Here is a 20,763-nt window from a genome sequence, read left to right on the forward strand (position 1 = left end):
ATTCTCAACGGTAGACGCTCAGCGCCAGGGCGCCGAACAGGCAAGCGAACAGGCTCAGGCGCAGCAGCGCCGGGTGCCAGAAAAACCGATACAGGTCGAACCCGGCCAGGAAGCGGTCAACCGCCCAGGCCAGCCCCGCTGCGATCAAGAACATCAGGGTCATGGTCGGCATATAGATGCCGTGGAATGCAATTTCACGCGGCATTCGGGGCTCCTTTGAGGGCGGCCAGAGGCGATTGCGGGTCCAGCAACGAGGTGCGAATAAAGTGCAGGTAGCTCTTCACCCGGCGCAGGGCCGAGGTGTCGAAGTGCGGGGCGAAGGGTTCGTCGGTGGCCTGCACGCGACTGATCGCATGGTCGACAGCAATCAACCCGCGCTCCAGGTTGCTGGCGCTGGGTTGCAGGAACAGCCGCACCAACGAGCGCCCCATCACACGGATCGCCTGGCGCCACGGCTGGGACTCGGCATACGCCGGGTGCACCGGCAAAATCGCCTGTTCCTTGCGCAACTCGATGATCGCGTGGCCGACCTCCAGCACCACGAACATCCAGCGCAGCAAATCGCGCTGCACCTGCGGCTGGCCGACCGCAAGCCCGTAGGCCTGGTGCAGTAGGTCGCGGGTACGGCTTTCAAAGCTCGACGCCAGGCCCTTGAGCTTGCCGCTGATGGCATACACCACTTGCTCACGCAGGTCTTGCTCCAGGCGGCGCCACAACCAGCGGCTGTTGGGCGGCAGAATGATCGCCCCCGCCGCCGCGCACACCAGCATGCCAATGACCATGGCGATGTAGTCGTTGATAAAGGTGTAGGGGTTGTAGACCGTGAGGTTATCCGGCACCGAACCGGTGCTGAAGAAAATCAGCAGGCCCACGCCCACGCCGGCGTATCGGGGGCGTGACGACAGAAAGGCACCGAAGATAATCACCGGTGCGAGCATCACGCACAGCAGCGGGAAACCGTCGATCCAGGGGAACACGAAGAACATTTCGACAAAGCCGACCAAGGCGCCGATCAAGGTGCCGCAGGCCATCTGGAACGCCATGCGCTTGGGGTTGGGCGTGGCGGCAGACAGGCCCACCGTGGCCGCCGCGATCAAGGTCATGGTGGCGCCGCTGGGCCAGGCCGTGGCCACCCAGTAACTGCCCAGCACAACCAAGATAAACGAGGCGCGCACACCGGCCGCGGCGCAGGCCAACCAGTTGGTTTTTGGCGTGTAGGCTTCGTGCCAATCCTCCCGCGCATGACGATGGTCGGCCAGGGACGCGTGGGTTTGCGCGTAGTTGTGCAGGTCGTCGACGAAGCGGTACAGCAGCTCGTAGGCGGTGTGGAAATCCAACTGCTCGGCGTCCGTCGGGTTGTCTTCCTGAAAGCTCGCCCGCAGGCTGCGCACCTTGGCGGGCAGGCCGTCCTTGTAGGCGCTCAGCTGGTTGACCAGGCGCGCGGCATCGGGGCTGGTGAGGGCGCGGCCAGAGAAGCTGTCGAGCACTTCGGCCAGGTCTTGCAGGCCGGGCTTGATCGCTGCCACCACATGGTCGGCCTCATCGGCGCGCAAGCGTTCAAGCAACTGGTGCAGGGCGTTGAAGCGTGTGGTGATGCTCATGAATTCGCTGTTGAGGCGACTGAGCCGCCCGTTGCGCCGACGCATGTGCGGGTCTTCAAACACGGTGACACTGCGCAAGCCTTCCAGGCCCACAGCTTCGGCAATAAAGCGCACGTTGCTGGCCTCGAAGCCTTCGCGCTGGCTGCGCCCGCGTAGGCCGTCGGTCACGAACAAGGCGAACACGCCAAAGCGCTGGTACAGCGCGTTGCGCATGGCGGCGCTGGAGGTTTGCGGCAGGATGGCGGCGCTGACCAGCGTCGAGCACAGTATCCCCAGGGAAATTTCCAGCACCCGCCACACCGCCGCCATAAAGGCGCCGTCCGGGTGGGCCAGGGCCGGCAGGCCGACCATTGCCGCGGTGTAGCCGGCGAGCACAAACCCATAGGCGCGAAAGTTGCGGTTGCGCGTGGCGCCAGCGGTGCAAATGCCCACCCAGATCGCCAGCGCACCGAGGAACAGTTCGGTGTTCTGCGCAAACAGGGCGATCAACAGCACCATCACCGCCGAGCCCGCCAAGGTCCCGAGGAAGCGATAAAAACTCTTGGCGAACACCTGGCCGCTCTGGGGCTGCATCACGATAAATACGGTGATCATCGCCGTGCGCGGTTGCGGCAGTTCCAGACGCATGGCCAGCCACAGCGTCAGGAACGCGGCGACCAGCACCTTGAAGATATACACCCAGGTCACGCCATCGCTGCGTGCCCAGTCGAAGAAACCACGGCGCCACTCAAGGGAATGCAGCCAGCGCAGCGGTGCAGGCAAGGGAGTCATCGAATCCTACTCAGTGATCAAACACGGCGAGCGCCGCCGGGGTCTTGCTTGGGCGTGTCTTGGCAGCCGTGGGCACATCGTCGCCAGCGCCGAGGCCGCCGCCCAGGGCGGTCACCAGTTCGGCATGGGCACTCAGGCGTGCGGCCTGCACCTGTTGTTCGATCTGCTGCTGACGAAACAACAAGGTTTGGGCGTTGAGCACGTTGAGGTAGTCCGTGAGGCCACGCTGATAGGCGATCATGGCGATGTCGTAGGTTTTCTGCGCCGAGGCCACCGACTGCGCGGCGAAGGCGGACTGTTTGTCCATGGATTCACGGCGGATCAACTGGTCGCTGATGCCCTTGAGCGCATTGACCAGGGTCTGGTTGTACTGGGCCACCGCGATGTCGTAGCCGGCACTGGCTTCACCCAATTGCGCACGCAGGCGGCCGCCGTCGAAGATCGGCAAGGTGATCGCCGGGCCGACGTTGTAGTTGAATTTCTTACCGGCGAGAAATTCCAGCATGCCGCCGCCGGTGGCCATGTAGCCGAGGCTGCCGACCAGGTCGACGTTGGGGTAGAAGCCTGCATGAGCCACATCGATACCCCGCGCCTGGGCCGCTACCTGCCAGCGACTGGCAACCACGTCCGGGCGTTGGCCGAGCAACTGCGCGGGCAGGCTGGAGGGCAGTTTCAACGGCGCGGCAAGGGCCAGGGTCGGGCGCTGCAACTGCGCGCCCTCCCCCGGGCCTTTGCCGGCCAACGCCGCCAGTTGGTTACGGCTCAGGGCGATTTCCTCGTCCAGGGCATCCAGTTGGCGGTGGGTTTCCGGCAGCGGGGTTTCGGCCTGGCTGACGTCAAAGTGAGTGCCGATCCCGGCGCTCAGGCGTTTGCTGGCCAGGTCCAGGATCTGCTGTTGCTGGGCCAGGGTGGCGGCCGCGATGTCGCGGTTGGCGTACTGCAACGACAGCTGAATGTATGCGCGCACCACATTGTTTTGCAGTTCGAGCTGGGCCAGGCGCGCTTCGGCGGCGCTCACGTGTGCCAGGTCGACGGCGCGTTCGGTGCTGTTGCTTTCCCGGCCCCACAGGTCGAGAGCGTAGCTCAGGCCCAGGGACGAATTGTTGTCCCAAGTGTTGGCGCCGCTCAGTTCACCGGGGCCGTAGAACTGATCCTTGGGCCAGTTGTGGCGCTTGAGGGTGGTGTCGCTGTTGATCTGCAGCGACTCGGCCGACTCGGCCACCCCGGCCAGCGCCCGGGCTTGGCGCACGCGGGCGGCGGCCACGGCCAGGCTGGGGCTGTTGCGGGTGGCGAGTTCGACCCAACGGTTGAGCTGCGGGTCGCCGTAGGCCTGCCACCATTGGGCGGTGGGCCAGTGGGCGTCGCGGGCGGCGCTCTGGATCGCGGCGTCGGTGGCCAGGGTAGTGGCGTTGATCGCCTGGCCTTGGGGGGCGATTCCTCCGGTTCCGATGCAACCGCTGATGACTGACGTTAAAGCCCAAACACTGAGAGTCTTCAGCTCTCTGCTGATGCGACGCGGCACGGCAAGCGAATTCCTGAGAGGGTGTTGCGCAAGAGGTGGCGCAATTCTAGGCGGCGGCAGGGAGGACGATAAGCTGGCATTCCTGTGAATCTTTGTTACCGTTCAGGCGATAATCCGTTGGTAGGGATCACTCAAAGCGTAACTTTCTGTCACAATTTGCTATCTCCCTTGAGAACACTCCATGGACACTTTGCAAAACATGCGCGCCTTCAGTTGTGTGGCCGAGGCCGGCAGCTTCACCGCCGCCGCCGTGCAACTGGACACCACCACGGCCAACGTCTCGCGCGCGGTCTCCAACCTTGAGGCCCACCTGCAAACCCGCTTGCTCAACCGCACCACCCGACGCATCGCGCTGACCGAAGCCGGCAAACGCTATTTGCTGCGCTGCGAGCAGATCCTCGCCTATGTCGAGGAAGCCGAGGCCGAAGCCAGCGACGCCCACGCACGCCCCGCCGGGCAGTTGAAAGTGCACACCATGACCGGCATCGGCCAGCATTTCGTCATTGACGCAATTGCCCGCTACCGCCGCACCCATCCCGACGTGACCTTCGACCTGACCCTGGCCAACCGCGTGCCGGACCTGCTCGACGAGGGCTACGACGTGTCCATCGTGCTGGCCAGCGAACTGCCGGACTCAGGTTTCGTGTCCCAGCGCCTGGGCATCACCTACAGCATCGCCTGCGCCTCGCCGGACTACGTCAAGGCCAAGGGCTGCGCGCAACGCCCCCAGGATTTGCTCAACCATGCGTGCCTGCGCCTGGTCAGCCCGGTGGTCCAGCTGGACAAATGGACCTTCAACGGCCCGGAAGGCCAGGAAAGCGTGGCAATCAACAGCTCGCCGTTTCTGGTGAATTCGGCCGACGCGATGAAAACCGCGATCACCAGCGGCATGGGCGTCGGCCTGCTGCCGGTGTACGCCGCCATCGAAGGGCTGCGCAACGGCACGCTGGTACGGGTGATGCCGACCTACCGCTCCCAGGAGCTGAATCTGTACGCCATCTACCCTTCGCGCCAATACCTGGATGCGAAGATCAAGACCTGGGTGGAATACCTGCGCGGTTCGTTGCCGGAGATTCTGGCGGCGCACCAGGCGGAGTTGGTGGCGTATGAGTTGAGTGGTGGTGTGGGTGGCGTGCGGATGGCGACCTGATTTTGGAATGCTGCTTCCCAACCCCTATAAATTCATTGTGGGAGCTGGCTTGCCTGCGATGACGGTGAATCAGCCAACACAATAGTGGCTGACACACCGCCATCGCAGGCAAGCCAGCTCCCACATGTTGAGTGGAGTTCTACAATGAAAAAGACTGTCCTGGCCTTCAGCCGTATTACCCCGCCGATGATCGAACGCCTGCAACAGGATTTCGAGGTGATCGCGCCTAACCCCAAGCTGGGTGACATCAACGCACAGTTCAACGAAGCCCTGCCCCATGTCCACGGTTTGATCGGCGTGGGCCGCAAGTTGGGCCGCGAGCAACTGGAAAGCGCGAGCAAGCTGGAGGTGGTGTCCAGCGTGTCGGTGGGCTACGACAACTACGATGTGCCGTACTTCAACGAACGCGGGATCATGCTCACCAACACCCCCGATGTGCTCACCGAAAGCACTGCCGACCTGGCCTTTGCGTTGCTGATGAGCAGCGCACGCCGCGTGGCCGAATTGGACGCCTGGACCAAGGCCGGCCAATGGAAAGCCAGCGTGGGCGCGCCGTTGTTTGGTTGCGATGTGCACGGCAAGACCCTGGGCATTGTCGGCATGGGCAATATTGGCGCAGCCGTGGCCCGGCGTGGGCGTCTGGGCTTCAATATGCCGATCCTTTACAGCGGCAACAGCCGCAAGACCGCGCTGGAGCAAGAACTGGGCGCGCAGTTTCGCAGCCTGGATCAGCTGCTGGCCGAGGCGGATTTCGTTTGCCTGGTGGTGCCGTTGAGCGACAAGACTCGTCACCTGATCAGCACGCGGGAGCTGGCGTTGATGAAGCCCAGCGCGATCCTGATCAATATCTCCCGTGGGCCGGTGGTGGATGAGCCGGCGCTGGTCGAAGCCCTGCAAACCCAACGGATTCGTGGTGCCGGGCTGGATGTGTATGAAAAGGAACCGTTGGCTGAATCGCCGTTGTTCCAACTGAGCAATGCGGTGACCCTGCCGCATATTGGTTCGGCAACCGGTGAAACCCGCGAAGCCATGGCCAACCGCGCGTTGGACAACCTGCGCAGCGCGCTGCTGGGTCAACGCCCCCAGGACCTGGTGAACCCGCAGGTCTGGAAGGGCTGATACCGGACTTGAGGTGGGAGCTGGCTTGCCTGCGATGACGGCCTGCCAGCCGACACTTCTCTGCCTGACTCCCCACAATCCCACTGTGGGAGCGGGCTTGCTCGCGAAGGCGGCCTGACAGTCAACACAGTTGGATTGTGTATATATCCATTGCTGCGGTAACGGCCACTTAGGGTTCCGCCCTGACGGCGGGTCACTTTGGAAAAGCCCCAAAGTAACCAAAGGGCTCTTGCCCCACCACTCGGCACCTCGCTTAGGCTCGGTGTGCCCGTAATCCGCCAGTGATTTGGGGGGCCGCCGCCACGCGCCATCCATGGCGCGGGGCGGCTAAACCGGCATCCCTGCCGGTTTACCCCCCAAATCCCTGTCGAATTCCGGCCAGCGTGGTTTGACGGGGCGCCTAAGATCAAAAGCAGATCAAGAGCAGATCAAGTGCGGCTCGCTTCGCATCGTGGTTAGCGGTGGCTGCGGCGAACTGCACAGTTGTGTAGATACCTATGGCCATCGCAGGCAAGCCAGCTTGCACATAAACAGTGGCCGACACAAAATCCGGTTAAAGCCCCGGCCAGCCAAGTCGATAACTCTCTATAGATCGTCATCCCTGATCCACAGAAGGTTTTTATGTCCACCACCAAAGCCCGCGCAGACTCACTCTCGCTTCTGCTCTTTACCTTGCGCAGCGGCAAGCTGATGGCCATCAACCTGTTGAAAGTCAGCGAGATCATCCCCTGCCCGCCGCTGACCAAGCTGCCGGAGTCACACCCGCACGTCAAAGGCATCGCCACCTTGCGCGGCGCGTCTTTGTCAGTGATCGACCTGAGCCGCGCCCTGGGTGAAATGCCCTTGCAAGACCCGGACGGCGGCTGCCTGATCGTCACCGATGTCAGCCGTTCCAAGCAGGGCCTGCATGTGCAGGCGGTGAGTAAGATCGTGCATTGCCTGACCACCGATATCCGCCCACCGCCCTACGGCTCCGGCGGCAATCGGGCGTTTATCACCGGGGTTACTCAGGTGGAAGGTGGCCTGGTGCAGGTGCTGGATATCGAGAAAGTCATCCATGGCATCGCCCCGGCACCGGTTGAAGCGGCGCCGACCGACCTGACCATGGAAGAAGCCGAAGTGCTGGGCAACGCCCGCATCCTGGTGGTGGACGACAGCCAGGTGGCCTTGCAGCAATCGGTACACACCCTGCGCAACCTCGGCCTGACCTGCCACACCGCCCGCAGCGCCAAGGAAGCCATCGACGTGTTGCTGGAGCTGCAAGGCACGGTTGAACAGATCAACGTGGTGGTGTCGGACATCGAGATGTCTGAGATGGACGGCTACGCCCTCACCCGCACCTTGCGCGAAACTCCGGATTTCAAGGACCTCTACGTGCTGTTGCACACCTCCCTGGACAGTGCGATGAACAGCGAAAAAGCACGCCTGGCCGGTGCCGACTCGGTACTCACCAAATTCTCATCCCCCGAATTGACCAAATGCCTGGTCATCGCCGCGCAAACCGTGGCGCAAAAGGGCCTGTAAGCCTTGGCCGAGTATTACCAGCTGCTGCGTCGCGACCTCACCGGCAGCCTGCCCGCCCCGCAGTGGCCAGCAGATACCCGCCTGGATCATTATCGCGATGAACTGGCCCCGGCGATCCATGCCGTACTGCGCATGACCCAGGACCAAGGCGGCGGCCGTGTCGGCCATCTGGATGAGTGGCGTCGGCAGTTCGTCACCGATGCCGAGTACGACCCGACGCTGTGCCTGGTGGCCAGTAACCGCGACGGTATTCTCGGCGTGGCCCAATGCTGGACCAGCGCCTTTATCAAGAACCTGGCCGTCCACCCCTGTGCCCAAGGCCAAGGACTGGGCCGCGCCCTGCTGCTGCACAGCTTCCAGGTGTTCAAACAGCGCGGCGAACCCTATGTGGACCTCAAGGTGCTGGAGAGCAACCTGCGCGCCCGGCACCTGTATGAAAGTGCGGGCATGGGGTTTGTGCTGCGCGACATCCTATCCAACGGCTGACCCTCACTGGCGCATAACTTGCTTCCAGAGCCCCTGAGCGGTCGATAGAGGTAAAAACCCGTCACCCCTCAAGCGTGCCCTCTGACCTTGCCTGGTGACAGATCCGCCATGAACACACACTTTTCCTGCGTCGGTTGCGGCAAATGCTGCAGTGACCATCACGTGCCCCTGACCCTCGAAGAAGCCCGCAGCTGGGCGGCGGACGGCGGCAACGTCATCGTTCTGGTCGAGGGCTTTCTTGGCAACGGCCTGGGCCTGCCCCTGCAACAACGGGAACACGCCGAGCGCCGTTCAGTGATCGTGCCCAGCGGCACTACCGAGGCATTTGTGGCAATCACCTTTGCCGCCTACAACGCCGGACGCTGCCGGAATCTTGACGAAGACAACCGCTGCCGCATCTACGAACGGCGCCCGCTGGTGTGCCGCATTTACCCGATGGAGATCAACCCGCATATCCCACTGAACCCAAGCGCCAAAGACTGCCCGCCGGAATCCTGGGAGCAAGGCCCCGCGCTGATCGTCGGTGGCGAGTTGATGGACGCGCAACTGGCCGAACTGATTCACCGTTCGCGCCAAGCCGACCGTGATGACGTACAGACCAAGGAAGCCGTATGCGCGTTGCTCGGCATCCGCACGACCGCCCTCAAGGGCGACGGGTTTACCGCGTACTTGCCGGACATGCAGGCGTTTGCCCAGGCCATTGAACAGGCGATTGAACAACCGGCGGTGGCCAATGAATGGGTGTTTCATGTGTCCGGGATGGACATCGCCGAACAGGTGCTGGATGCCGGGGCACAAATTGCCACCGAAGTGCCGGCCAATTATGCGTTTATCTCGTTGAGAGCGGCCTAGGCCGCTGGGGCCTCATGGCGGCATAGGGAGCGACACAACTGTAGTTCGCAGCAACCAACGCTAACCACGATGCGAAGCGAGCCGCTCTTGATCTTGATCTGCTTTTGATTTCAGGCGCCCCGTCAAACCACGCTGGCCGGAATTCGACAGGGATTTGGGGGGTAAACCGGCAGGGATGCCGGTTTAGCCGCCCCGCGCCATGGATGGCGCGTGGCGGCGGCCCCCCAAATCGCTGGCGGATTACGGGCACACCGAGCCTAAGCGAGGTGCCGAGTGGTGGGGCAAGAGCCCTTTGGTTACTTTGGGGCTTTTCCAAAGTGACCCGCCGTCAGGGCGGAACCCTAAGTAGCCGTTACCGCAGCAATGGATATGCCCACAACCCAACTGTGTTGACTGTCAGGCGCCTTCGCGAGCAAGCCCGCTCCCACAGTTGGATTGTGGGGTGTCAGGTAGAGAAGTGTCGGCTGGGAGGCCGCCATCGCAGGCAAGCCAGCTCCCACATTTGGATCTCGCCGTGTCAGGTCGATAGGCGCCTCACGGGTACAGAGCGGCACTCACACATTCGCGATCATGAATGGGGCGGCAATACATCGAGCCGATACGGCTGGAGAATGCGCTGGTACTCGCCATTCTGCATCAATTGCTCAAGCGCATGATTAAGCTCATTACGCAACGCAGTATCGGTTTTTCGCACCGCAATCGCCACGCTATTACCCAGCAGGCCCGACGACACAGGCGGCCCCATGTAATCGAAGTCCAGCCCCTGGGGCGTGTCGAGCAGGGCTTCACGGATCTCCACCGCGCCTTGCAGGGTCGCATCGATATCGCCCGAAACCAGGCTCTGCACCAGTTGGTCGTTGAGCCAGAAACTCCTGATGATCACCCCCGCCGGCGCCCATTGCGACAGGGCAAAAGCTTCACGATTACTGCGCACCAGCACCCCGACACGCTTGCCCTTGAGGGACCGTCGATCAGGACGCAGGCCCGAGGTTTTACGCGCCACCAGCCGGGTGGTGATCGGGTAAAGGTCATCGGTGAAGCTCACCCGTTGCCGCCGACGGCAGGTGGTCGCCATGCCCATGATCGCGTCGAACTGCCTGGCCTCGAGAGCCGGGAAGTTTTCCATGACGATTTGGTCAACCCAAGTACAGCGCACGTTGAGCTGCTCGCACAGGGCATTGCCCAGTTCGATATTCAACCCCACCAATTGCCCTTGGGCATTGCGGCTTTGAAAGGGCGGAAAATGCGCAGCAACGGCGAAACGGATTTCACGCCGCGGTTGAACGTCGGCGGCGACGGCACTCGTCGAGAGCAAGAGAGCAAGCACTGCACAGAGGTGTATCAGGGCCACGGGAATGTCCTTTTCCGGAAAGCTGACTCGCCACGCCCCGATGAGCGTCATCGGGACGAAGCAAACGCTGTGCAGCTTTCAAGAATCGGTGACGGCCCTACAAGCAGAAATGTCTACGCACGATGTAGGCAACTGCCTATAACGCACTCAACGCTTTAATCTCAGCGTTTACCCATCGAGCGGCGAGTGCCCGGCGGCGCCATGCCTGGCGTCTTGGTATGGCCGTTCTTGGCGCCGCCTTTGTACCAAGGCTGGCTGGCATTCTTGGCGCCAGCCAGTTCACCTGGGTTGAAAGGGAACTTGAACGCCGGGATCTCGGCTTTTTCAACGCCGTCGGCGGTGGCCGGATCGACGAGGTCGGCCGCGTCGACAGCGGGTTGGGTTGGGGAAGTCATAAGGGCTCCGGCACAGCTAATAGGTGTAAAAGCGCGAGTATACGGGGCCTGAGTGGTCAGCAGTAACTTCAAGCGACAAGCTCACATGGCCTAACTGTCACGGCTGTCAGTTTGCCGTCACCGTGCTGACGGCGGAACAGCGCTATAAAGGACGTTCCGAACTCCAACTTGCAGTTTGCGCCGGCGTCCTCCTATGCAGATCAAACGAAACGTGGCCCTGATGCTGGGTGCTCTCCTGATACTGGCCGTTGCAGCCTGGGCGTTAACCCGGCCGGCCAAGGCCCGCCTGGCAGCGCCTACCGCCATTCCTGTGCGGGTGGTGAGCGTGACGCAACAGGACGTGCCTCGGTTTGTCAGCGGCATCGGCTCGGTGTTGTCATTGCACAGCGTGGTGATTCGCCCGCAGATCGACGGCATTCTCACCCAACTGCTGGTCAAGGAAGGCCAATCGGTGAAGGCCGGCGACCTGCTGGCCACCATTGATGACCGCTCGATCCGAGCCAACCTCGACCAGGCCAGGGCGCAACTCGGTGAAAGCCAGGCGCAGTTGCAAGTGGCGTTGGTCAACCTCAAGCGCTACAAAGCGCTGAGCGTCGACGACGGCGTGTCCAAACAGACCTATGACCAGCAACAGGCACTGGTCAACCAGCTCAAGGCCACGGCGCAAGGTAATCAAGCGGCCATTGATGCGGCTCAAGTACAACTTTCCTATACCCAGATCCGCTCTCCGGTCAGCGGCCGCGTGGGCATCCGCAATGTGGACGAAGGCAACTTCCTGCGCATGAGCGATACCCAGGGGCTGTTTACCGTCACCCAGCTCGACCCGATTGCCGTTGAGTTCTCCCTGCCTCAGCAAATGCTGCCAACCTTGCAGGGCCTGATCGCCGCCCCCACCCGGGCCACCGTCGATGCGTACCTGGGCGCCGACACCGATGGCCAGACCGGCGACCTGCTCGGTGAAGGCCACCTGAGCCTGATCGACAACCAGATCAGCTCCACCACCGGCACCCTGCGGGCCAAGGCCGAGTTCAGCAACCCGGCGCATAAGCTATGGCCGGGGCAATTGGTGACCATCAAGATCCAGACGGCCCTCGACAAGAACGCCCTGGTGGTACCGCCCACCGTGGTGCAGCGCGGCCTGGACTCACATTTCGTGTACCGCGTAAGCGCTGACAAAGTCGAGGTGGTGCCGGTGCAGGTCGCCTACCAGAACAGCGACATCAACATCATCAAAGGCGTGCAGGCCGGCGATGTGCTGGTCAGCGATGGGCAATCGCGGCTCAAGGCCGGTGCGCAGGTGGAGGTGCTCAAGGAGCCGCCGCAAGTGATCCACACCGCCGACGCCCAGGTGCAACCATGAGCGCCAGCCGGTCGCCCTCGGCCTGGTGCGTTGATCACCCAGTCGCCACCCTGCTGCTGACATTCGCCCTGGTGTTGCTGGGAATTATTGCCTTCCCCAACCTGGCCGTCGCGCCATTGCCGGAAGCGGAATTCCCGACGATTCAGGTCACCGCGCAACTGCCCGGCGCCAGCCCGGACACCATGGCCTCATCGGTGGCCACGCCTCTGGAGGTGCAGTTCAGTGCCATCCCCGGCATGACCCAGATGACCTCCAGCAGCGCCTTGGGCTCCAGCCTCTTGACCCTGCAATTCACTCTGGAAAAAAGCATCGATACCGCCGCCCAGGAAGTGCAGGCCGCGATCAACACCGCGTCCGGCAAGTTGCCCAGCGACATGCCGAGCTTGCCCACCTGGAGGAAGGTCAACCCGGCAGACAGCCCGGTGCTGATCCTCAGCGTCAGTTCCAGCAGCATGCCCAGCACCGAGCTGAGCGACTATGTGGAAACCCTGCTGGCACGCCAGATCAGCCAGATCGACGGCGTCGGCCAGATCAACATCACCGGCCAGCAACGCCCGGCGATTCGCGTGCAGGCGTCCCCCGACAAGCTCGCGGCCATCGGCCTGACCCTCGCCGATATACGCCTGGCCATCCAGCAGTCGAGCCTCAACCTGGCCAAGGGCGCGATCTATGGCGAAAACAGCGTGTCCACCCTGTCGACCAACGACCAGCTGTTTCACCCGGAGGAATACGGCCAACTGATCGTTTCCTACAAGGACGGTGCGCCGGTGCAACTGCGCGATATCGCCAAGGTCATCAACGGCTCGGAAAACGCCTACGTACAAGCCTGGTCCGGCGATACCCCCGGGGTGAACCTGGTGATTTCGCGCCAGCCCGGCGCCAACATCGTCGACACCGTGGACCGCATCCAGGCCGAGTTGCCGCGCCTGCAAGGCATGTTGCCGGCCTCGGTGCAGGTCAGCGTGTTGACCGACCGCACCAAGACCATCCGCGCTTCACTGCATGAAGTGGAAATGACCCTGCTGATCGCCATCCTGCTGGTGGTGGCGGTGATGGCGTTGTTCCTGCGCCAACTGTCGGCGACGCTGATTGTGTCTGCGGTGCTGGGTGTCTCGCTGGTGGCCAGTTTCGCCCTGATGTACGTGATGGGGTTCAGCCTGAACAACCTGACCCTGGTGGCCATCGTGATCGCCGTGGGCTTTGTGGTGGACGATGCGATTGTGGTGGTGGAGAACATTCATCGTCACCTGGAGGCTGGCCTGGATAAGCGCGAAGCGGCGATCAAGGGCTCCGGCGAAATTGGCTTTACCGTGGTGTCCATCAGCTTCTCGCTGGTGGCGGCGTTTATTCCGCTGCTGTTCATGGGCGGCGTGGTCGGGCGATTGTTCAAGGAATTTGCATTGACGGCCACCGCGACCATTCTGATTTCAGTGGTGGTGTCGCTGACGTTGGCACCGACGCTGGCCGCGTTGTTCATGCGTGCCCCTACCCACCCTGCCCACGCCAAGCCCAGCTTCAGCGAACGCCTGCTGGCCGGCTATGCGCGCAACCTTCGCCGTGCCCTGGCGCACCAACGCAGCATGGCCGCGATCTTCGTGGTGACCCTGGCGCTGGCGGTGGTCGGCTATGTGTTCATCCCCAAGGGGTTCTTCCCGGTGCAAGACACCGGTTTCGTGCTCGGCACCAGCGAAGCGGCGGCCGATGTGTCGTACAAGGACATGGTCGCCAAGCACAAGGCCCTGGCCGAGATCGTCAAGGCCGACCCGGCGGTGCAGGCGTTTTCCCATTCGGTCGGCGTCACCGGCAGCAACCAGACCATCGCCAACGGCCGCTTCTGGATCGCCTTGAAAGACCGCAGTGAGCGCGACGTGTCCGCCAGCCAGTTCATAGACCGCATCCGCCCGCAGTTGGCGAAGGTGCCGGGCATCGTGCTGTACCTGCGCGCCGGCCAGGACATCAACCTGAGCTCCGGCCCCAGCCGCGCCCAGTACCAATATGTGCTCAAGAGCAACGACGGCCCGACGCTGAACACCTGGACCCAACGCCTCACCGAAAAACTGCGCGCCAACCCGGCATTTCGCGACCTGTCCAACGACCTGCAACTGGGCGGCAGCATCACCCATATCAGTATCGATCGTCAGGCCGCCGCGCGCTTCGGGCTGACCGCAACCGATGTCGACCAGGCGCTGTACGACGCCTTCGGCCAGCGCCAGATCAACGAGTTCCAGACCGAGATCAACCAGTACCAAGTGATACTCGAACTGGACAGCCAACAGCGCGGCAAGGCCGAAAGCCTCGACTATTTTTACCTGCGCTCGCCACTGACCAATGAAATGGTGCCGCTGTCGGCACTGGCCAAAGTCGACCCGCCCACAGTCGGGCCGTTGTCCATCAGCCATGACGGCATGTTCCCTGCTGCCAACCTGTCGTTCAACCTCGCGCCCGGCGTGGCCCTGGGCGACGCGGTGATTATCCTCGACCAGGCCAAGAACGAAATCGGGATGCCGAGCACGATCATCGGTAACTTCCAGGGTGCGGCGCAGGCGTTCCAGAGTTCGCTCGCCAGCCAGCCATGGCTGATCCTCGCGGCGCTGGTGGCGGTCTACATTATCCTGGGCGTGCTGTATGAGAGTTTTGTGCACCCGCTGACGATCATTTCCACCCTGCCCTCGGCGGGCCTCGGTGCGCTGATCATGCTGTGGCTGCTGGGCCAGGACTTTTCGATCATGGCCTTGATCGGCCTGGTGCTGCTGATCGGCATCGTGAAGAAAAACGGTATCTTGATGATCGACTTCGCCCTGGAGGCCCAACGTGTGCGCGGGCTGCCGCCGGAGGATGCGATCTATGAAGCCTGCGTCACGCGGTTCCGGCCGATCATCATGACCACCCTTGCCGCGTTGCTCGGCGCCGTGCCGTTGATGCTCGGCGCAGGCCCGGGGGCAGAGCTGCGCCAACCACTGGGCATCGCGGTGGTCGGGGGCTTGCTGGTGAGCCAGGCGCTGACGCTGTTCACCACGCCGGTCATATACTTGTACCTTGAACGTTTTTTCCACAGGCCCAAACCAGCGCTGGCGCTGGCGACCACACACTGAGGCGGTCATGCGCGTCCTGATTATTGAAGATGAAGAAAAAACCGCGGACTACCTGCACCGTGGCCTGACCGAGCAAGGCTACACCGTCGATGTGGCCCGTGAAGGCATCGAGGGCCTGCACCTGGCGCTGGAAAACGATTACGCGGTGATCGTGCTCGACGTGATGCTGCCCGGCCTGGATGGCTTCGGTGTGTTGCGTGCCTTACGCGCCCGCAAGCAGACGCCGGTGATCATGCTCACCGCCCGCGAGCGCGTGGAAGACCGCATCCGCGGCCTGCGCGAAGGCGCCGACGATTATCTGGGCAAACCGTTTTCGTTCCTGGAACTGGTGGCCCGCCTGCAAGCCCTGACCCGTCGCAGCGGCGGCCATGAACCGGTGCAGGTCACCGTCGCCGACCTGTGGATCGACCTGATCAGCCGCAAAGCCAGCCGCAACGGCCTGCGCCTGGACCTGACCGCCAAGGAGTTCTCGCTGCTCAGCGTATTGGCGCGGCGCCAGGGTGAGATCCTGTCCAAGACCGCGATTGCCGAGATGGTCTGGGACATCAATTTCGACAGCGATGCCAACGTGGTGGAAGTGGCGATCAAGCGCCTGCGCGCCAAGCTCGATGGGCCGTTCGAACACAAGCTGCTGCACACCATACGTGGCATGGGCTATGTGCTGGAGAACCGCATGCAGGAAAACCACAGTGGTCGCTAATTCCATCGCCCTGCGCCTGAGCGGCATGTTCACCCTGGTGGCGCTGCTGATCTTCCTGTTGATCGGCGGCGCGCTGTACCAGCAGGTGGACCGTGGCCTGGGGTTGTTGCCAGGGGCCGAGCTGGATGCGCGCTACAGCGTGCTGGAGTCGTCGATCAATCGCTTCGGCACGCCGGAGCATTGGGCCAAGATCAGGTCCAAGCTCAAGCTGTTGGGCGAAGAAGACAAGCGCATCCGTTTCTGGGTGGTCAGCAGCGACCCGAGCTACGAATACGGTGAGCCAGATGCGCAGATTCGCGCCTTTGCCGAGGGCGCCACGGGTAAGCGCGACCTGCGCCTGCCGGGTCACGATTATCCCTTTAAGGTGCTGGTCAGCCAGTTTGCCGCCAAGGACCAGCGCCCGGCGCTGCGTTTCATGATCGCCATCGACACGGAGAACTTCCGCGCCACCCAGCATCACCTGCTGGTGGCATTGATCAGCCTGGCATTGGTGGGTGTGATACTGGCGGCGCTGTTGGGGTTCTGGGTCGCGCGTATCGGCCTCAAGCCCCTGGGCAAACTCTCGGATGAGGCGCAAAAACTTGCGCCGCCGAAACTCTCCGGGCGCCTGCAATTGTCGCCCTTGCCACCCGAGCTGAGCCAGTTCGTCAACTCGTTCAACGCCACCCTCGACCGGGTCGAGCAGGCATATTCGCGCCTGGAGTCGTTCAACGCCGACGTCGCACACGAACTGCGTTCGCCGCTCACCAACCTGATCGGCCAGACCCAGGTGGCCCTCACTCGCGGCCGTTCGGCAGAGCAATATTTCGAAGTGCTGCAATCGAACCTGGAAGAGCTGGAACGGCTGCGCTCGATCATCAATGACATGCTGTTCCTCGCCAGCGCCGACCAAGGCAGCAAGGCCACCAAGCTGATCGAAAGCGCCCTGGCCGATGAAGTGGCCACCACCCTCGACTACCTCGACTTCATCCTCGAAGACGCCCAGGTCGAAGTGCGCGTGCACGGCGATGCTGTGGTGCAGATCGAAAAAGCCCACCTGCGTCGCGCACTGATCAACCTGCTGAGCAATGCCGTGCAACACACCGCGCCGGGGCACGTCATCGACGTGTGCATTGAAATGCAGGCACACCAGGTGACGATTGGCGTGACCAACCCCGGCGAGGCGATTGCCAGCGAACACTTGCCACGCCTGTTCGAACGCTTCTATCGAGTGGATGCCTCGCGCAGCAACAGCGGGGCCAATCACGGGCTGGGGCTGGCGATCGTCAAGGCGATTGCGTTGATGCATGGGGGGGATGTGTTTGTGCGCAGTGAGGGCGGTGGCAATACCTTTGGTATTACCCTGCCGGTCTAAATCGTAAGAACGCTTGAGTCACATGTGGGAGCGGGCTTGCTCGCGAATTCGGTGTATCAGTTACAGATATATTGACTGACACACCGAATTCGCGAGCAAGCCCGCTCCCACACTTAGATCGACGTACATCCGCACTGTTGCGATTTGGGCAATAGTTATTATCTTGTTACACTCTGTATCGCACCGCTCGCCTGCGTTACTTTGACGCATCGATGAGCGCGACGGCAAAGACAGCTGACCCGCTTACCCGAATTTCCCTCGACTTTTTTCCAGGGCTCTACACTGGGAATCTGTCTTAAAGCCGCTGACTTTCAGCGGCTTTTTTTTGCCGTAAAAAAAGGCCGGGCACTCCCTCACGACACTGGCCGTTATGGATTGACCAAAGGAGCTTTACCGGTGAAGAACTCGCTGACGTTCACCCCGTTATTCCTCGCGATTGCAGCAACGATCGCCCCACTGGCCCACGCGGCAGACACTCCCCCCAACGACGGTTTCGTCGAAGGCTCCCACCTCACGATCAACACCCGCAACTACTACATGAACCGCGACCGGCGCGACATTCACCAGGATGACAGCAAGGAATGGGGCCAGGGTTTTATCGGCACTTTCGAATCTGGCTACACCCAGGGCACCGTCGGCTTCGGCCTGGACGTCAATGCCATGCTCGGCCTCAAGCTCGACGGCGGTGGCGGTACGGATGGTTCCAGCATCCTTCCGTATGGCAGCGGCAACGGCAAGGCGCCGGGTTCGTTCTCGACGGCCGGCGGCACCTTGAAGCTGCGCGCCTTCGACACCGAACTGAAAGCCGGCGACCTGTTCCTCAACAACCCGGTGATCGCCGGCGGCATGACGCGCATGTTGCCGCAGACTTTCCGTGGCGTGAGCCTGACCAACCACAGCTTCGACGGCTGGATGTTCGAAGGCGGCCAGGCCAGTTTCACCAAGCTCTACAACCAGAGCGGCCACCGGCGCATCGGCACCAGCTACGGCACGCTGCCCGCCAACACCGACAGCCAGCACCTGGACTGGGCTGGCGTGTCGTTCAGCGGGATCGAGGGGCTGACCAGCAACCTGTACGCCTCCGAACTCAAGGACGTCTGGCATCAGTATTACTACGACCTGGAATACACCTACGCCCTGAACGACCTGGTCAGCCTGACCCCCGGCCTTCACTACTACCATACCCAGGACACCGGCCAATCGCTGCTGGGGGATATCGACAACAACACCTACAGCCTGCATTTCACCGTGGGCGTGGGCAACCACAGCGTCACGGCGACGTATCAGCGGGTCAATGGCAATACGCCGTTCGACTACATCACCCAGGGCGACAGCGTGTACCTGGACAACTCCCAGCAGTACTCGGATTTCAACGGGCCCAACGAGCGCTCCTGGAAGCTCAAGTACGCGTACGACTTCGCCGGCCTCGGCGTGCCCGGCCTGACCTCCGCAGTGTCGTACATCAGCGGCAAGACCGACCTGACCAAGGTCGACCCCAACAGTCGCGGCTACAGCAACTGGTATAGCGCCGATGGCAAAGATGCCAAGCACTGGGAGCGCGATATCGACCTGAAATATGTGGTGCAGGGCGGCAAGGCCAAGGACTTGGCCGTGCGCCTGCAATGGGCGACCAACCGCGGCAGCAATGGCTACTCGGCGGTGGACCGCGATGTGGATGAGTACCGCGTGATCGTGGACTACCCAATCAACGTGTTCTGAATACAGGTAGGAGCGAGCTTGCTCGCGAAAAACGTTAACGATGACGCGTGCTTCCTGAATAAACGCGGCGTCTGTGAGTTTTTCGCGAGCAAGCTCGCTCCTACAGCCATATTTAAGAGTTGCTACTACGCTAAGGGCATTCTCAACGCAAAAGTGTGCCCGATGAGTTCAAGCCCTACCCGCCCCAACCGCCGCCCGGAGCGCCTGCTGATCTTGGGCAGCACGCTCACGGTGTTGCTGATCGTGGGGGTCGTCACTGCGCTGCTGATTCGTGAACATGCCAACACCCTGCAGACGGCCAAGCGCACCGCCAATACCATCACGCAATTGATCGACGCTGACGTGCTGCGCAATGTTGAACTGTACGACATGGCCCTCAAAGGCTTGATCACCGCCACCGAGCGCACTGACCTGCAGGACGTTTCCGAAAGCATCCGGCACCTGGTGCTGTTCGATCGTTCCGCAGCAGCGCCCTACAAGGGCGATATCCTACTGTTGGACCCGGCCGGCGAGGTGATTGCCGATTCGTCCCTGCTGACGCCCAAGCTGGGTAACTTTGCCGACCGGGATTATTTTCAGGCACACCGCACCAACCCCGACCTGGGCTTGTATATCAGCCGTCCGTTCATGGCGCGCTGCCAGTGTGCCGACCCCTGGCGCATCGCGTTCAGCCGTCGCGTTTCGTCATCGGATGGGCGTTTTCTGGGCGTGGCGGTCGCGTCCATGCGCCTGTCGTACTTTCATCAGTTATTCAGCAGCTTGAACATTGGCAACAACAGCACCATCAACCTGCTCAACCACCAAGGCATCCTGCTGGCGCAAGAGCCTTTGCTGGAAGTGGATATCATCGACAAGGACCTGAGCCAGCGCCCGAATGTGGCGCGCATGCTGCGCGAACGGGATGGCAGCTTCCAAAGCATCTCCAGCGTCGATCGCCAGGCACGGCTCTACAGCTTTTCTAATGTGGGCGACTTGCCGCTGATCGTGGCAGTGGCCTTGTCCAGCGATGAAATGTTCGCACCCTGGCGGCGTGCCGCGTGGCTGGTCAGCATCGCGACCGGAGTGCTGTGCGTGGGCTTGTTATGGCTGACCTGGGCACTGTGCATGGAGCTGCGCCGCCGCCATCGCGCCGAGCAGGTGCTGTCAGAACTGGCAGCCACCGACGCCCTTACTGGCCTGGCCAACCGCCGCACCCTGGACGCACGCTTGCGGCTGGAATGGGACCGGGCACAACGCTCCACCGAGTCGTTGAGCGTGCTGATGATCGATGTGGACCACTTCAAAGCCTTCAACGACCGCCATGGCCACCAGGGCGGCGATGAGGCCTTGCGTGTAGTTGCGCAGGTGATCGCCAGCCATATCCGCCGCCCTGCCGACCTGGCGGCGCGGTATGGCGGTGAAGAATTCGCGGTGGTACTGCCCAATACCGACACCAAGGGGGCGTGGGTGATCGCCGAGCATATCCGCGAGGCGGTCGAGCACTTGTCGAAAGTGGCCGGGGACGAGCAACCGATCACCGTAAGCATCGGTTTGAGTACCTGGCAGAAGCACAGCCGTATTTCCCTTGAGGACCTGCTGCTCAAGGCTGATCAGGCGTTGTATCAGGCCAAGCACAGCGGCCGTAACCGGACAATGGATGCCACAACCCACCCCCTGTAGGAGCGAGCTTGCTCGCGAAGAACGTCAACGATAACGAGGGATTCCTGAATGCGCAGGGTGCTCTCAGGTTTTTCGCGAGCAAGCTCGCTCCTACAGGGGGCAAACGTC

Annotated in this window: 16 protein-coding genes; 11 read left to right on the forward strand and 5 right to left on the reverse strand. The window is 62.2% G+C overall.

Annotation, left to right across the window (positions count from 1 at the left end):
• Positions 1–4: 4 nt before the first annotated feature.
• Genes PSH76_RS22740 through PSH76_RS22750 form a run of 3 tightly spaced genes read right to left on the reverse strand, consistent with a single transcriptional unit; the run spans position 5 to position 3,894 of the window.
• A complete protein-coding gene (locus PSH76_RS22740) occupies positions 5–205 on the reverse strand; it encodes a DUF1656 domain-containing protein (protein WP_003188711.1) in 201 nt (66 codons plus the stop codon).
• On the reverse strand, positions 195–2,372 hold the full coding sequence (locus PSH76_RS22745; protein ID WP_305492974.1) for an FUSC family protein: 2,178 nt from the start codon (positions 2,370–2,372) through the stop codon (positions 195–197). Before PSH76_RS22745 ends, PSH76_RS22740 begins: the two co-directional genes overlap by 11 nt.
• A gap of 10 nt (positions 2,373–2,382) precedes the next feature.
• Complete coding sequence (locus tag PSH76_RS22750) at positions 2,383–3,894, reverse strand: efflux transporter outer membrane subunit (RefSeq protein ID WP_305492975.1); 1,512 nt, start codon at positions 3,892–3,894, stop codon at positions 2,383–2,385.
• 181 nt (positions 3,895–4,075) lie between these two features.
• On the opposite strand from PSH76_RS22750, the gene PSH76_RS22755 reads away from it, so the two are divergent.
• From PSH76_RS22755 to PSH76_RS22775, 5 genes are all read left to right on the forward strand, one after another.
• The gene (locus PSH76_RS22755; RefSeq protein WP_032893503.1) at positions 4,076–5,044 is read left to right on the forward strand and encodes a LysR family transcriptional regulator; all 969 of its coding nucleotides are present in this window, start codon (positions 4,076–4,078) and stop codon (positions 5,042–5,044) included.
• Between the two features lie 144 nt (positions 5,045–5,188).
• Positions 5,189–6,163 (forward strand): D-glycerate dehydrogenase, encoded by a 975-nt coding sequence (locus PSH76_RS22760; protein ID WP_044270485.1) that lies wholly within the window; start codon positions 5,189–5,191, stop codon positions 6,161–6,163.
• A 621-nt stretch (positions 6,164–6,784) separates the two neighbouring features.
• Positions 6,785–7,687 (forward strand): chemotaxis protein CheV, encoded by a 903-nt coding sequence (locus PSH76_RS22765; protein ID WP_044271959.1) that lies wholly within the window; start codon positions 6,785–6,787, stop codon positions 7,685–7,687.
• A 3-nt stretch (positions 7,688–7,690) separates the two neighbouring features.
• Positions 7,691–8,173 (forward strand): N-acetyltransferase, encoded by a 483-nt coding sequence (locus tag PSH76_RS22770; RefSeq protein WP_305492976.1) that lies wholly within the window; start codon positions 7,691–7,693, stop codon positions 8,171–8,173.
• A gap of 108 nt (positions 8,174–8,281) precedes the next feature.
• Positions 8,282–9,025: a YkgJ family cysteine cluster protein gene (locus tag PSH76_RS22775; RefSeq protein WP_138761317.1), complete on the forward strand. Its 744-nt coding sequence runs from the start codon at positions 8,282–8,284 to the stop codon at positions 9,023–9,025.
• Positions 9,026–9,593: 568 nt separating this feature from the next.
• Here the strand turns inward: PSH76_RS22775 and PSH76_RS22780 are convergent.
• Complete coding sequence (locus PSH76_RS22780) at positions 9,594–10,376, reverse strand: transporter substrate-binding domain-containing protein (RefSeq protein WP_032897617.1); 783 nt, start codon at positions 10,374–10,376, stop codon at positions 9,594–9,596.
• 161 nt (positions 10,377–10,537) lie between these two features.
• Entirely contained in the window at positions 10,538–10,771 is a 234-nt protein-coding gene (locus PSH76_RS22785; RefSeq protein WP_098949539.1) for a hypothetical protein, read from the reverse strand.
• A 193-nt stretch (positions 10,772–10,964) separates the two neighbouring features.
• Between PSH76_RS22785 and PSH76_RS22790 the strand changes: the two genes are divergently transcribed.
• From PSH76_RS22790 to PSH76_RS22815, 6 genes are all read left to right on the forward strand, one after another.
• Complete coding sequence (locus tag PSH76_RS22790) at positions 10,965–12,131, forward strand: efflux RND transporter periplasmic adaptor subunit (protein ID WP_305492977.1); 1,167 nt, start codon at positions 10,965–10,967, stop codon at positions 12,129–12,131.
• On the forward strand, positions 12,128–15,223 hold the full coding sequence (locus tag PSH76_RS22795) for a multidrug efflux RND transporter permease subunit (RefSeq protein ID WP_305492978.1): 3,096 nt from the start codon (positions 12,128–12,130) through the stop codon (positions 15,221–15,223). Before PSH76_RS22790 ends, PSH76_RS22795 begins: the two co-directional genes overlap by 4 nt.
• A 7-nt stretch (positions 15,224–15,230) precedes the next feature.
• Positions 15,231–15,923: a heavy metal response regulator transcription factor gene (locus tag PSH76_RS22800; RefSeq protein ID WP_003188690.1), complete on the forward strand. Its 693-nt coding sequence runs from the start codon at positions 15,231–15,233 to the stop codon at positions 15,921–15,923.
• A complete protein-coding gene (locus tag PSH76_RS22805; protein ID WP_032893512.1) occupies positions 15,913–17,277 on the forward strand; it encodes a heavy metal sensor histidine kinase in 1,365 nt (454 codons plus the stop codon). Before PSH76_RS22800 ends, PSH76_RS22805 begins: the two co-directional genes overlap by 11 nt.
• 396 nt (positions 17,278–17,673) lie before the next feature.
• Entirely contained in the window at positions 17,674–18,996 is a 1,323-nt protein-coding gene (locus tag PSH76_RS22810) for an OprD family porin (RefSeq protein ID WP_305492979.1), read from the forward strand.
• Positions 18,997–19,158: 162 nt separating this feature from the next.
• Positions 19,159–20,655 carry a diguanylate cyclase gene (locus PSH76_RS22815; RefSeq protein ID WP_305492980.1) on the forward strand — a complete coding sequence of 499 codons (1,497 nt, stop codon included), beginning with the start codon at positions 19,159–19,161 and terminating at the stop codon, positions 20,653–20,655.
• Positions 20,656–20,763 lie beyond the last annotated feature (108 nt).

Origin of the sequence: Pseudomonas sp. FP215 (assembly GCF_030687795.1) — a bacterium.
In the GTDB taxonomy this organism is placed as follows: Bacteria; Pseudomonadota; Gammaproteobacteria; order Pseudomonadales; family Pseudomonadaceae; genus Aquipseudomonas; species Aquipseudomonas salmasensis.

Excerpts from the sequence above, each read along its gene's own strand:
- PSH76_RS22775 (WP_138761317.1), top strand. The coding sequence starts at position 8,282 with ATGAACACACACTTTTCCTGCGTCGGTTGCGGCAAATGCTGCAGTGAC.
- PSH76_RS22755 (WP_032893503.1), top strand. The coding sequence starts at position 4,076 with ATGGACACTTTGCAAAACATGCGCGCCTTCAGTTGTGTGGCCGAGGCC.
- PSH76_RS22740 (WP_003188711.1), bottom strand. The coding sequence starts at position 205 with ATGCCGCGTGAAATTGCATTCCACGGCATCTATATGCCGACCATGACC.
- PSH76_RS22790 (WP_305492977.1), top strand. The coding sequence starts at position 10,965 with ATGCAGATCAAACGAAACGTGGCCCTGATGCTGGGTGCTCTCCTGATA.
- PSH76_RS22815 (WP_305492980.1), top strand. The coding sequence starts at position 19,159 with ATGAGTTCAAGCCCTACCCGCCCCAACCGCCGCCCGGAGCGCCTGCTG.
- PSH76_RS22760 (WP_044270485.1), top strand. The coding sequence starts at position 5,189 with ATGAAAAAGACTGTCCTGGCCTTCAGCCGTATTACCCCGCCGATGATC.
- PSH76_RS22785 (WP_098949539.1), bottom strand. The coding sequence starts at position 10,771 with ATGACTTCCCCAACCCAACCCGCTGTCGACGCGGCCGACCTCGTCGAT.
- PSH76_RS22765 (WP_044271959.1), top strand. The coding sequence starts at position 6,785 with ATGTCCACCACCAAAGCCCGCGCAGACTCACTCTCGCTTCTGCTCTTT.
- PSH76_RS22800 (WP_003188690.1), top strand. The coding sequence starts at position 15,231 with ATGCGCGTCCTGATTATTGAAGATGAAGAAAAAACCGCGGACTACCTG.
- PSH76_RS22795 (WP_305492978.1), top strand. The coding sequence starts at position 12,128 with ATGAGCGCCAGCCGGTCGCCCTCGGCCTGGTGCGTTGATCACCCAGTC.
- PSH76_RS22745 (WP_305492974.1), bottom strand. The coding sequence starts at position 2,372 with ATGACTCCCTTGCCTGCACCGCTGCGCTGGCTGCATTCCCTTGAGTGG.